This window comes from Pseudoalteromonas sp. T1lg88, assembly GCF_002964765.1.
Classification (GTDB): Bacteria; Pseudomonadota; Gammaproteobacteria; order Enterobacterales; family Alteromonadaceae; genus Pseudoalteromonas.
Genome location: NZ_PQCF01000007.1, coordinates 158,469 through 171,347 on the forward strand (window position 1 = coordinate 158,469; position 12,879 = coordinate 171,347).

At 48.7% G+C, this 12,879-nt stretch carries 8 protein-coding genes and 1 pseudogene; 8 read left to right on the forward strand and 1 reads right to left on the reverse strand.

What is annotated here, in order from left to right:
• Nucleotides 1-13: 13 nt before the first annotated feature.
• The 3 genes from C2M34_RS04740 to C2M34_RS04750 are packed head-to-tail and all read left to right on the forward strand — an operon-like array spanning nt 14 to nt 3,642.
• Nucleotides 14-1,645: an ABC transporter permease gene (locus C2M34_RS04740; protein ID WP_105214699.1), complete on the forward strand. Its 1,632-nt coding sequence runs from the start codon at nt 14-16 to the stop codon at nt 1,643-1,645.
• The gene (locus C2M34_RS04745) at nt 1,645-2,685 is read left to right on the forward strand and encodes an ABC transporter ATP-binding protein (protein WP_105200188.1); all 1,041 of its coding nucleotides are present in this window, start codon (nt 1,645-1,647) and stop codon (nt 2,683-2,685) included. The genes C2M34_RS04740 and C2M34_RS04745 overlap by 1 nt, the downstream gene beginning before the upstream one ends.
• A gap of 60 nt (nt 2,686-2,745) precedes the next feature.
• Entirely contained in the window at nt 2,746-3,642 is an 897-nt protein-coding gene (locus C2M34_RS04750; protein ID WP_105258193.1) for a Dyp-type peroxidase, read from the forward strand.
• A gap of 39 nt (nt 3,643-3,681) precedes the next feature.
• Here the strand turns inward: C2M34_RS04750 and argR are convergent, their stop codons facing one another.
• Complete coding sequence (gene argR, locus C2M34_RS04755; RefSeq protein WP_105200190.1) at nt 3,682-4,149, reverse strand: transcriptional regulator ArgR; 468 nt, start codon at nt 4,147-4,149, stop codon at nt 3,682-3,684.
• A gap of 493 nt (nt 4,150-4,642) precedes the next feature.
• Here argR and mdh point away from each other — a divergent pair.
• The 5 genes and pseudogenes from mdh to lpdA all read left to right on the forward strand — a co-directional run bounded on the left by mdh (nt 4,643) and on the right by lpdA (nt 12,830).
• Nucleotides 4,643-5,577, forward strand: a pseudogene (gene mdh, locus C2M34_RS04760) (malate dehydrogenase).
• A 282-nt stretch (nt 5,578-5,859) separates the two neighbouring features.
• On the forward strand, nt 5,860-6,609 hold the full coding sequence (gene pdhR / locus C2M34_RS04765; protein WP_105200192.1) for a pyruvate dehydrogenase complex transcriptional repressor PdhR: 750 nt from the start codon (nt 5,860-5,862) through the stop codon (nt 6,607-6,609).
• An 88-nt stretch (nt 6,610-6,697) separates the two neighbouring features.
• Nucleotides 6,698-9,364 carry a pyruvate dehydrogenase (acetyl-transferring), homodimeric type gene (gene aceE, locus C2M34_RS04770; protein ID WP_105258194.1) on the forward strand — a complete coding sequence of 889 codons (2,667 nt, stop codon included), beginning with the start codon at nt 6,698-6,700 and terminating at the stop codon, nt 9,362-9,364.
• Nucleotides 9,365-9,374: 10 nt separating this feature from the next.
• Nucleotides 9,375-11,264: a pyruvate dehydrogenase complex dihydrolipoyllysine-residue acetyltransferase gene (gene aceF, locus C2M34_RS04775; RefSeq protein ID WP_105258195.1), complete on the forward strand. Its 1,890-nt coding sequence runs from the start codon at nt 9,375-9,377 to the stop codon at nt 11,262-11,264.
• 153 nt (nt 11,265-11,417) lie between these two features.
• Entirely contained in the window at nt 11,418-12,830 is a 1,413-nt protein-coding gene (gene lpdA, locus C2M34_RS04780; protein WP_105200195.1) for a dihydrolipoyl dehydrogenase, read from the forward strand.
• Nucleotides 12,831-12,879 lie beyond the last annotated feature (49 nt).

Consider the following 12,879-nt stretch of genomic DNA (forward strand, 5'->3'; position numbering starts at 1 on the left):
CTGATTAGTTTCAATGCAGTTTAAATTTTCGCTGTCCTGGTGGCAGCTGATTGCGTGGACGACAGGCTTAGGCCTGTCGTTGCCGTTAGGCTTCCTGATTTTTGAATCCTTGCAAAGTGATCCTCTGGTGTTTGCGCATTTGTGGGAAACCGTGCTGTGGGATTATATCGGCAACACCATCTTGTTGATCCTTGGCGTGGCCTTGTTGAGCTGCGTGATAGCGCTGCCGCTGGGATGGTTGGTGGCCTATTGTGATTTCCCCGGTAAAAAGCTTTTTTCCTGGGCCTTGATGTTGCCCCTGGCCATGCCCTCCTACCTGATTGCCTACGTGTATACAGATTTGTTCGACTATGCGGGGCCAGTGCAAATTGCGCTGCGCGATGCCTTTGGCTGGCAATCTCCCGACGACTATTGGTTTTTCGATATCCGTACCCTAGGCGGTGCCATAGTTATGCTGGCCCTGGTGTTATATCCCTATTTGTTTTTAATTTTTAAAACGGCGCTTAAGGAGCAGTCACATAAGCTGGTGCAGGCCGCGGAGATCATGGGGAATACGCCGGTGCAAAGCTTTTTTAAGATCAGTCTGCCTTTGAGCCAGGGCGCCATTGCCGCGGCGGTAGCGCTGATCAGCATGGAAGCCATGGCCGACTTTGCCACCGTAAGTTACTTTGCCGTCAGCACCTTAACAACCGCCGTTTATGATACTTGGTTTGGTTACTACTCCTTGACCGCGGCGGCGAAAATTTCCGGCATCATGCTGCTAATTCTGTTTGTGGCGATTTTTATTGAGCGCTATTCCCGTCGTAATCAGGCTGTGTTTGAGCGACAAACCCAGCCCAGTGATGAGTCTCTCTATCCGCTCACCGGTGGCAAGGCATTCGCCGCCAGCGCTTTTGCCAGCCTAGTATTATTGGTCGCCTTTGTGGTGCCGGTCTGGGTGCTCGGGGGTTATGCCATCGATTACTTCGAGCAGGCCTGGAACAGCGAGTTTTTCCTTTATGCCTGGCAAAGCCTGAAGATTTCCGCTCTGGTGAGCGTCCTGGCTATTACCCTGAGTATCTTGGTGGTTTACTTTCAGCGCTTAACGCCGTCGCCTGCCAGCCTTTGGCCTGGGCGTCTTGCCAGCACAGGCTATGCCTTACCGGGTACGGTACTGGCCATCGCAGTGTTGTTGCCGCTGACGACTCTGGAAGAGAGCATCAATCTGTGGCTTGAGCCCTACGATAAGGCTCCTGGGCTGTTCTTAAGCGGCACCCTGTTTGCAATTGTGTTTGCCTATGTGGTGCGCTTTTACGCCATTGCCCACGGCAGCATAGAATCGAGTTTTAGCCGTATTAGCCCGAGTTTGGATATGGCCAGCCAGTCCATGGGGCGCAATGCGAGGCAAACCCTGACCAGTGTACATATTCCTATTCTGAAGCGGGGCATTTTAACCGCAGGATTATTGGTCTTTATCGAATGTATGAAAGAGCTACCAGCGGCCTTGCTGCTGCGGCCTTTTAACTTCGAAACCCTGGCCACCCATGTGTTCCAATATGTCAGCGACGAACAGCTTGAGCTGGCCTCGGTGGCGGCCTTGTTTATCGTCCTTGTGGGTCTTATTCCGCTTTATTTTATTAATCGCTCTATGGAGCAAAAACACTGATGACGGCACAGCTTCATTTAGACAATATCAGCTTTAACTATGGCGAGCGTGCCGTGGTGGATAACCTGAGCCTGCATTTGGGCGATAACGAAATTCTTTGCCTGTTAGGAGCCAGTGGCTGCGGCAAAACCACCACTCTTAAGGCCATCGCCGGTTTGCTGCGCCCGCATCAAGGGGTTATCCGTCTCGGCGAGACCATTTTATGCGACGATAATCGCTTTGTGGCGCCTCAGCATCGTAATATGGGCATGATGTTTCAGGACTATGCCCTATTTCCACACTTAAATGTGGCCCAGAATATCGCCTTTGGTTTAAAGGCCATGACCCGGGCCAACAAGGTGCAGCGGGTTAAGGAAATGCTGGCGCTGGTCCATCTCGAAGACTGTGCCAACCGCTACCCGCATCAGTTATCCGGTGGCCAGCAGCAGCGAGTCGCCATCGCCCGAGCCTTAGCCTATAAGCCTAGCCTCTTGTTGTTGGATGAGCCTTTTTCCAATATTGACCATCAGGTGCGCTTTCAGCTGATCGCCGATATTCGTCGCATTATTAAAGACCAGCAGGTGTCGGCGATTTTCGTGACTCACTCCAAGGAAGAGGCCTTTGCCTTTGCCGATACCCTAGCTGTGATGCACCAAGGGCAAATTGCTCAACAGGGCACACCGCAGCAGCTTTTTCATCACCCGCGCTCGAAAGTGGTGGCCGAGTTTCTTGGCTCAGGTTTATATCTGGATGCGCAAAAACAGGATGACTATCACTTTGAAACCCAGTTTGGCGTGGTTCAATCGCACCAAGCGGTGGCGGGTAATGAGCTTACCGGGCAGTTATACGTGCGCCCGCACGACTTGCAACTGATACGCGATGACAAGGGGCCTGTAACCGTTGTGTCTAAGCGTTTTGTCGGCACCGAGTATGTGTATCGGGTGCAGGTGTTAGGGCAAGAGATTGAAATACCAGTAAAACAACCTGAACAAGAGTTTTTGCCGGGACAAAGGCTATCTATTACAATTAGTTCACATGCGGTGAATTTTTTCACCGCCTAAAACAGCCCCAGCCCGCAGCGCAGGCGGGCACAATCCAAGAATAAAAACATAGGAAATTAGATGGCCAAAGCGCAATCCGGCGTGTGCGCGCAAGCTAACTTACATGGCTTGCATCTGTTTTTTAATGTCCTTGATGGTCAGGATGAAGCACTCAAGAGCAAACTTGCTCAGCTCCTCGATGTGCAGACGGAGTTTGACGAGCGCTTCTCTGAGGCCATGGTGGCCAGCTTTGTTGCCATCGGCGCTCAGTATTGGCCGCTATTACACCCCCAACGTACACCATCAACACTCACGAGTTTTCCTCGTATCAGTCATAGCGATCATAGCGTCGGTGTGCAGCCATTCGATTTATTTGTGCAAATACGCTCGGACCGTGAAGACGTAAATCATCTTTTTGGTCAGCGGGTTTTGCAATTATTGGCAGGGAAGGTGGAGCTGGTTGAGGAAATCAGCTGTTTCCGTTTTCTCGATGGCCGCGATTTTAACGGCTTTGTTTATGCTCCGGATACCCCTTTCGGGCGCCAGAAAATGCTTACCGCTTTAGTCAGTGACGAAGAGTATTTTGCGCATGGCAGCTATATCCATGTGCAGCGCTTTACCCATAACCTCACGTCCTGGCAGGCACTAAGTCAGGAAGATCAGGAGCTGGTAATGGGACGCACGCGTCTTGACAGTGAGCTGTTGATGCCGCTTAACGCCAACAGTCATGCGGTGTGCACCGAGTTAAAAGATGAAAAGGGCCAGCCGTTGTTATTACATCAGGGTATGCCCTTTGCGAGTATGAATAAACAAGGTCTGCTGTCGGTGACCTGCGCCGCCAGTGGTAATGCCTTTGCGCAAATGCTTAATAGCCAGCTGGGTAATTATCTGCATTATGATGCCTGGCTCGACTTCACCCAGGCGGATATGGGCGCGGCTTTCTTTGCTCCCTCGGTGGAATTACTGAAAAGTTTATAAGTAATTGCACAAAGAAAAAGAGGCGAGCGCCTCTTTTTTTTATACGTTATCGAATAGTTTGCGTACCCGATCTAAGGTGACATCGATTTCAGACACCTTGGCGGGAGCGATAAAGATGGTATCGTCACCGGCTATGGTGCCCAGTACGCCATCGGCCTTGCCCAAGGAGTCGAGCAGGCGGGCAATCAATTGCGCCGCACCCGGGCTGGTGTTGATGATGATCATCATTTCATTGTGAACTATATCGATCACCAATTGGCGCAGTGGGGACTTAGCGGTTGGTACGGCGAGTTCGGCCGGCAAACAGTACACCATTTCCTGTTTGGCATTTCGGGTTCGCACCGCGCCGAATTTACTAAGCATGCGCGAAACCTTGCTTTGACTGATGTTGTCAAAACCTTGTTCTTTAAGGGCGTCGACAATCTCACCTTGTGAACCAAAGTTTTCTTCTTTAAGAATTGCCTTAAAGGCCTTGACCAAAGCTTCCTGTTTTTCTTGCGCTTGCATAATGTCATTCTTCTTTGCAAATTGTTGTCAATATTCTACCTAAGAAGTCAGTGTATTTCATCTTAGTAGGGTCTGTTGACCTTTGCTGTTTGTTTCTTCAGCAGTTTGTAGTGTATTTATACAAGGCGGCACATGTGTGGTGTAGTTATTCTACATGAACATGTAACAACACAGTAGAAATGCGCTACAAGCGCTGCCCTACGGGTTCATCTAAACGCATCCTGCTCTGTGTTACTCGCCATGTACATAGAATGACTATGCACCATAACGAGCGTCGTGACCAGAATGCGTTTAGATTGAACATAAAGTAAACCTCAAAGATAAACAGACCCTAGAATCTTTACAGTTAAGTTTACGACTATGGTCGAGATTATCCTCAAAATAACGCGGATTAATTTGTCTTTATCGCCTATTTTCATTATCTTTAGGCCATCTTTAGGTCTGATGACCCTAATCTCACATAACCTAGTCTCGTTATTTACGGAGAATTAAAATGAAAGTTGCCGTTTTAGGTGCTGCCGGTGGTATCGGTCAAGCGCTATCTTTACTACTAAAAAATAGCCTTCCTGCTGGTTCTGAACTGTCTCTATACGACGTAGCGCCTGTTGTTCCTGGTGTTGCCGTAGACCTATCACACATCCCAACTGCAGTAGCAGTAAAAGGTTTCGGTAAAGACGACCTTGATGCAGCACTAAGCGGTTGTGACGTTGTTTTGATCCCAGCGGGTATGCCACGTAAGCCGGGCATGGATCGTGCTGACCTATTCAACGTAAACGCGAGCATCATCCAGACTCTTGCTGAAGGCATAGTTAAAAACTGTCCTAAAGCCATGGTGGGTGTTATCACTAACCCGGTAAACGGCACTGTGCCAATCGTTGCTGAAGTATTCAAAAAAGCGGGTACTTATGACCCAGCTCGCGTATTCGGTGTAACAACGCTTGATGTTATCCGTGCCGAGACTTTCGTAGCTGAGCTTAAAGGTCTAGACGTAAGCCAGGTTAAAGTTCCTGTGATCGGTGGTCACTCGGGCACAACGATTCTTCCTCTTCTTTCACAAGTGGAAGGCGCTACTTTCTCTGACGAGGAAATCGCAGCACTTACTACACGTATTCAAAACGCGGGTACTGAAGTTGTTGAAGCTAAAGCCGGTGGCGGTAGTGCAACACTTTCAATGGGTGAGCGGCAGCACGTTTCTGCCTATCACTAGTGAAAGGCCTACAGGGTGAAGACGTGATCGAATACGCTTACGTTGAAGGTAATGGTGAAGACGCACAATTCTTCGCACAGCCAGTACGCCTTGGTAAGAACGGTGTTGAAGAGCTTCTTTCTTACGGCGAGCTAAGCGCGTTTGAGCAAAAAGCAAAAGACGACATGCTTGCAACTCTGAACAAAGACATCCAAGAAGGTGTCGACTTCATGAATAAATAAGCTAACGCCTTTGGGCAGTTAGTCGCATCCCTTGAGTATTACTCGCGGATGCATAAGCCTCTACAGATTGTTGTAGGGGCTTTTTTTATGCCTTTTTACATACAATTAACTGGTTTGACCATTTGTTACCGAGCGAAAATTACTTTCACTTTTGTCCATATCTTACATACTGAAGTGAATAAAAATGGCGGTGTATAGCGGCAATTTTGACAGCCTGAGGGGAATCTGATACCTTATCCGCACTTTTTGGTATGACCAATTTACCCGAAGCTAAAGATAACCATGTCATTAAAAGTCAAAGCAGCGAAACTTTCGGATGTGATCCTAGCGCAACTTGAGAACATGATTCTCGAGGGCTCGTTAGCACCGGGTGAAAAATTACCGCCGGAGCGTGAGCTTGCGAAACAGTTTGAAGTCTCTCGTCCGTCGCTGCGCGAAGCAATTCAAAAACTCGAAGCCAAAGGCTTAGTCACTCGTCGTCAAGGCGGTGGCACCTTTGTCAAAAACCAGTTGGAGGAAGGGTTAAGCGATCCGCTTTTCGAGCTGATCAGTAAGCACCCGGAATCACAATTTGATTTACTAGAGTTTCGTCATGCCCTTGAAGGAATTGCGGCGTACTATGCAGCCTTGCGTGGTACCCAAACTGATTTTGACAAGGTTAAAGAAAGCTTTGAAAAAATCGCTCAGGTAAGCGATGACCTGGCGGCGAAGGCCAAAGCCATCAATGCCTTTCATTTTTGCATCGCCGAAGCGTCACACAATGTAGTTTTGCTGCATTTGGTGCGCGGTATGCAGGCCTTGCTGGAGCAAAATGTCCTGCAAAACCTGCAGGTACTGATGAAGAAAACCGAGGTGTCACAGCAACTTGCTGAGCACCGTCAAGTGTTGATGGGAGCCGTTATTGAAGGGCACCCAGAGCAGGCACGTTTAGCCAGTAATGCCCACTTAGCCTTTATTGAAGAGGCATTATTGGAAGCGACCAAGGAGCACTCACGTATCGAGCGCTCATTGCGACGTACCCGCACACAATAAAATTCGCTTTAAGCCCCTGTGGAGCCTTGCTCGCACGGGGGCTTTTTAGCATTTTAAATTCGTATTTTAAACATAAGGAAAACTCCATATGTCTGAAGTCAATAAAGTTGACGTAGACGCATTAGAAACCCAAGAGTGGTTACAAGCCCTTGAGTCTGTAGTGCGTGAAGAGGGTGTTGAGCGAGCGCAATTCATTCTTGAGCAAGTGCTAGAGCAAGCGCGTTTAGACGGTGTTGATATGCCAACCGGCACCACCACTAACTACGTTAATACCATCCCTGCAGATCAAGAACCTGCATACCCGGGTGATGTAAATATCGAGCGCCGTATCCGCTCTATCATCCGTTGGAATGCGATCATGATTGTTCTGCGTGCGTCTAAGAAGGAACTTGACTTAGGTGGACACATGGCGTCTTTCCAGTCGTCAGCAGCCTTCTACGAAGTATGCTTTAACCACTTCTTCCGTGCTCCTAATGAGCAAGACGGCGGTGACCTGGTTTATTACCAAGGCCACATTTCACCGGGTATTTATGCCCGTGCTTTTGTTGAAGGTCGTTTGACTGCAGATCAGCTTGATAACTTCCGTCAGGAAGTGGATGGCAAGGGTCTTCCTTCCTACCCGCACCCGAAATTAATGCCAGAGTTCTGGCAGTTCCCAACCGTATCCATGGGTCTGGGTCCAATTGCGTCAATCTATCAAGCGCGTTTCCTTAAGTACCTTGACGGCCGTGGTCTTAAAGACACATCTAACCAGCGCGTTTATGCCTTCCTGGGTGACGGTGAGATGGATGAGCCAGAATCACGTGGTGCGATTTCATTCGCCGCTCGTGAAGGTCTGGATAACCTATGTTACCTAATTAACTGTAACCTGCAGCGTCTAGATGGACCTGTAATGGGTAATGGCAAGATCATTCAAGAGCTTGAAGGTCTGTTCAAAGGTGCCGGCTGGAACGTGATCAAGGTTGTATGGGGCAGTGGCTGGGATAAGCTTCTTGCTAAAGATACAACAGGTAAGCTATTACAGCTTATGAACGAAACGCTTGATGGTGACTACCAAACCTATAAAGCGAAGGATGGCGCCTACGTACGTGAGCACTTCTTTGGTCGTTACCCAGAAACTGCAGCCCTTGTTGCCGATATGACTGACGAAGAGATCTTCGCCCTTAAGCGCGGTGGTCATGAGCCTTCGAAACTATTCGCAGCATTCAAATCAGCACAAGAAACCAAAGGTCGTCCAACTGTAATCCTTGCAAAAACCGTTAAAGGTTATGGCATGGGTGATGCTGCTGAAGGTAAGAACATCGCGCACCAGGTTAAGAAAATGGACATGACCCACGTAGCGCACCTACGTAGCCGTCTTGGTCTAGATGACTTGGTATCTGAAGATGATTTAGCAAATCTTCCGTACCTGACTCTGGAAGAAGGTTCGAAAGAGTACGAATACCTGCACGCCCGTCGTAATGCCCTACACGGTTACACGCCACAGCGTCTACCTAACTTTAGCGAAGAGCTGGCATTACCTCAGTTAGATGCATTCAAGCCACTGCTTGAAGAGCAAAAGCGTGAAGTTTCAACGACCATGTCTTTCGTACGTACCTTAAACGTACTTCTTAAAGACAAGGGCATTGGTAAAAACATAGTGCCTATTATTGCCGATGAAGCCCGTACTTTCGGTATGGAAGGTCTGTTCCGTCAAATCGGTATTTATAACCCGCGCGGCCAGAACTACAGTCCAGAAGACCGTGACATCGTTTCTTACTATAAAGAAGACCAAGGTGGTCAGGTACTGCAAGAAGGTATCAACGAGCTAGGTGCAATGTCTTCATGGGTTGCTGCAGCAACATCATACAGCACCAACGATCTACCTATGATCCCGTTCTACATCTACTACTCAATGTTTGGTTTCCAACGTGTAGGTGACATGGCGTGGATGGCCGGTGACCAACAAGCACGTGGCTTCCTTCTAGGTGCAACGGCTGGTCGTACAACGCTTAATGGTGAAGGTCTGCAGCACGAAGATGGTCACAGCCATATTCTTGCAAACACAGTGCCTAACTGTATTTCTTACGACCCAACGTTTGGCTACGAAGTTGCTGTAATTATCGAAGACGGTATCCGTCGCATGTACGGTGAGAACCAAGAGAACGTGTTCTACTACCTGACTCTGATGAACGAAAACTACCATCAGCCGGCGATGCCAGAAGGCGCCGAAGAAGGTATTCGTAAGGGTATCTACAAGCTAGAAAGTTACGCTGGCAGCAAAGGCCAGGTACAGCTTCTAAGCTCAGGTACTATCATGAATGAAGTACGCAAAGCAGCACAGATCCTTAGCGATGACTACGGCATTGCCTCTGACGTATTCTCGGTAACCTCATTCAATGAGATCACCCGTGATGCTCAAGACGCAGACCGTTACAACATGCTACACCCAGAAGCAGAGGCAAAAGTGCCTTATGTAACTTCTGTACTAGGTGATGCACCTGCGATTGCTGCGACCGACTATATGAAGAACTATGCAGAGCAAATTCGTGCCTTTATCCCGGCTGAGTCTTACCGCGTACTAGGTACCGACGGTTACGGTCGTTCGGATAGCCGTGAAAACCTACGTCGTCACTTCGAAGTGAACGCAGGTTACGTGGTAGTTGCCGCACTGACTGAGCTGGCTAAACGTGGTGATGTTGAGAAGTCTGTAATTGCCGAAGCAATTAAGAAATTCAACATCGACGCAGACAAGATTAACCCGCTGTACGCTTAAGAGGTTAGCAATGACTATTGAAATTAAAGTTCCAGATATCGGCGGTGATGAGGTTGAAGTTACTGAGATTCTTGTTGCCGTTGGCGACAAGGTTGAAGTTGAGCAATCGCTTATTACCGTAGAAGGCGACAAGGCCTCTATGGAAGTACCTGCAAGCGAAGCGGGTGTGGTTAAAGAGATTAAAATCGCTGAAGGCGACACGGTTTCAACCGGCACCTTGATCATGATTTTCGAAGGTGAGTCGGCGGTAGCCGAAGCTGCGCCTGCGCAAGAAAGTGCACCTGCCGCCCCAGCGGCGAGCGCGGCTGCAAGCGAAAGCGTTGACATCAAGGTACCTGATATCGGTGACGATGAAGTTGAAGTTACTGAAATCATGGTCAGCGTCGGCGACACGGTAGAAGAAGAGCAATCAATCCTAAGCGTTGAAGGCGACAAGGCTTCTATGGAAGTACCCGCACCACAAGCCGGTGTGGTTAAAGAAATTAAAGTCAACGTAGGCGATAAGGTGAAAACTGGCTCGCTGGTGTTTGTCTTTGAAACTGCCGGCTCAGCACCTGCTGCAGCGCCAGCCGCTCCAGCTCAGGCACCAGCAAAAACTGGTGGCGTTGAAATCAAAGAAGTGGTTGTGCCAGATATCGGCGGTGACGAAGTTGAAGTGACCGAAGTTATGGTCAGCGCTGGTGACAGCGTCTCAGAAGAGCAATCAATTCTGAGCGTTGAAGGCGACAAGGCCTCTATGGAAGTGCCTGCTCCTTTCGCCGGTATCGTCAAAGAAGTAAAAGTGAATGTGGGCGACAAGGTGAGCACTGGCTCTCTTATCTTCACCTTCGAAGTGCAAGGCTCAGTGCCAGTAGATGCAAGTGCGGCTGCACCTGCTGCTACAGCAACGCCTGCCGCTGCACCAGCTGCCGCTCCTGCTCAAAAAGCAGGTGGTCCGGCGCCAGCGAAGCGTGAAGACTTCGTTGAGAACAGTGACTATGCGCACGCATCGCCTGTGGTTCGCCGCTTAGCGCGTGAGTTTGGTATCAACCTTGCGAAAGTAAAAGGGACTGGCCGTAAGAACCGCGTTGTTAAAGAAGACGTGCAGAACTATGTGAAAGAGTTAGTGAAGCAGGTTGAGTCTGGCAATGCCGGTAAAGGTGGTAATGGTGCGGGTGTAGATCTGATCCCATGGCCAAAAGTGGACTTCAGCAAGTTCGGCGATGTGGAAGAGAAGAAACTTTCACGTATCCAGAAACTATCTGGTGCCAACCTGCACCGTAACTGGGTTCATATCCCTCACGTAACTCAATACGATGAAGCGGATATCACCAGCTTGGAAGCTTTCCGTAAGGAGCAAAATGCCCTTGCCGAGAAGAAAAAGCTAGGCGTGAAGATCACTCCACTTGTGTTCGTAATGAAGGCAGCGGCGAAAGCGTTGGAAGAGTTCCCAACCTTTAACTCATCGCTATCGGAAGACGGTGAAAGCCTGATCCTGAAGAAATACGTACACATAGGTATCGCTGTAGATACACCAAACGGTTTGGTTGTACCGGTAGTGCGTGATGTAAACAAAAAAGGCATCATCGAACTATCACGTGAGCTGATGGAAATTTCTGCCAAAGCGCGCGATGGCAAGCTGACCTCTGCAGATATGCAGGGCGGCTGTTTCACCATCTCCAGCCTGGGTGGCATCGGCGGTACGGCATTTACGCCAATCGTGAATGCGCCAGAAGTGGCGATCTTGGGTGTGTCTAAGTCTGACTTCAAACCTAAGTGGAATGGTAAAGAGTTTGAGCCGCGCCTCATGGTGCCGCTAAGCTGCTCATACGACCACCGTGTAATTGACGGTGCCTTGGCAGCACGCTTCACTGTGACCCTGGCAAATTACCTAAGCGATATTCGCAACCTGGTAATGTAAGCTAAATAGATAGAACTTTAATCCCAGTAAACGGTTTTTACTGGGATTTTTTTACTTTGCAATGATACAATCTTTGCACAATTTTTGTGAGTAATGGCGGGTAAATGAAATTATTCGTTATTGCTTCCCGTTCGGACAAAATAAGGTAATAGCATGAGCAACGAAATCAAAACTCAAGTCGTTGTACTAGGCGGTGGTCCTGGTGGTTATTCTGCAGCTTTCCGTGCCGCAGACTTAGGTTTAGAAGTCACTCTAGTTGAGTCACGCAGCACCCTTGGTGGCGTGTGCTTGAACGTAGGTTGTATTCCATCTAAAGCACTACTTCACGTTGCTAAAGTTATTGATGACGCAAGCGAAATGGCGTCTCACGGTGTTTCTTTCGGCAAGCCTGAAATCGACCTGGACAAGATCCGTGGTTGGAAAGAGTCTGTAATTGGCCAGCTAACTGGCGGCCTAGACGGCATGGCGAAAATGCGTAAAGTGAAGGTAGTTAACGGCTACGGTAAATTCACTGGCAGCAATACCCTAGACGTTGATGGCACTACTATCACTTTCGACAATGCTATTATCGCTGCGGGCTCTCAGCCTGTTAACCTACCTTTCATCCCTGAAGATGATCGCGTAATCGATTCAACCGGTGCCCTTGAGCTTAAAGACGTTCCTGAGAAACTACTTGTACTAGGTGGTGGTATCATCGGTCTTGAGATGGGTACTGTTTACCGTGCACTAGGTTCACAAATCGACGTTGTTGAATTTGCTGATCAACTAGTTCCTGCGGCTGATAAAGACGTTATCAAGATCTACACGCGCTACGTAAAAGACAAGTTCAACGTAATGCTTTCTACTAAGGTAGTTGCTGTTGAAGCGAAAGACGATGGTCTTTACGTATCATTCGAAGGTAAGAATGCACCTGCTGAGCCAGTACGTTACGACAAGGTACTAGTTGCTGTTGGTCGTACACCTAACGGTAAACTTATCGACGCTGAGAAAGCGGGTGTTAACGTAGACGAGCGCGGCTTCATCAACACCGACAAGCAAATGAAGACCAATGTTGGTCACATCTATGCAATCGGTGACGTTGTAGGTCAGCCTATGCTTGCGCACAAAGCGGTTCACGAAGGTCACGTTGCTGCCGAGGTTATCTCTGGTCAGAAGCACTTCTTCGATCCTAAGTGTATTCCTTCAATCGCTTACACAGATCCAGAAATCGCTTGGGTAGGTGTAACTGAGAAAGAAGCGAAAGAGCAAGGCCTTAATATTGAAACTGCGGTATTCCCGTGGGCAGCATCGGGTCGTGCTATCGCTTCTGCACGTACCGAAGGTCAAACTAAGCTTATCTTCGATAAGGACAATGGCCGTATCATTGGTGGTGCCATGGTTGGTATCAACGCCGGTGAAATGCTGGGTGAAATCGGCCTAGCGGTTGAGATGGGTGCAGACGGTGAAGACCTGGCGCTAACTATCCATGCTCACCCGACTCTTAACGAGTCTATCGGTCTAGCTGCAGAAATCTTTGAAGGTTCAATCACTGACCTACCAAACAAAAAAGCAGTTAAGAAGAAGTAAGCGCTTTTTCTAAGTAATAAAAAACCCGGCCTAAGCCGGGTTTTTTGTT

What these genes read in the sequence shown, in the direction of transcription:
- C2M34_RS04740 (WP_105214699.1), top strand. Translation starts at nt 14, where the DNA reads ATGCAGTTTAAATTTTCGCTGTCCTGGTGGCAGCTGATTGCGTGGACG.
- C2M34_RS04745 (WP_105200188.1), top strand. Translation starts at nt 1,645, where the DNA reads ATGACGGCACAGCTTCATTTAGACAATATCAGCTTTAACTATGGCGAG.
- C2M34_RS04750 (WP_105258193.1), top strand. Translation starts at nt 2,746, where the DNA reads ATGGCCAAAGCGCAATCCGGCGTGTGCGCGCAAGCTAACTTACATGGC.
- argR (WP_105200190.1), bottom strand. Translation starts at nt 4,149, where the DNA reads ATGCAAGCGCAAGAAAAACAGGAAGCTTTGGTCAAGGCCTTTAAGGCA.
- pdhR (WP_105200192.1), top strand. Translation starts at nt 5,860, where the DNA reads ATGTCATTAAAAGTCAAAGCAGCGAAACTTTCGGATGTGATCCTAGCG.
- aceE (WP_105258194.1), top strand. Translation starts at nt 6,698, where the DNA reads ATGTCTGAAGTCAATAAAGTTGACGTAGACGCATTAGAAACCCAAGAG.
- aceF (WP_105258195.1), top strand. Translation starts at nt 9,375, where the DNA reads ATGACTATTGAAATTAAAGTTCCAGATATCGGCGGTGATGAGGTTGAA.
- lpdA (WP_105200195.1), top strand. Translation starts at nt 11,418, where the DNA reads ATGAGCAACGAAATCAAAACTCAAGTCGTTGTACTAGGCGGTGGTCCT.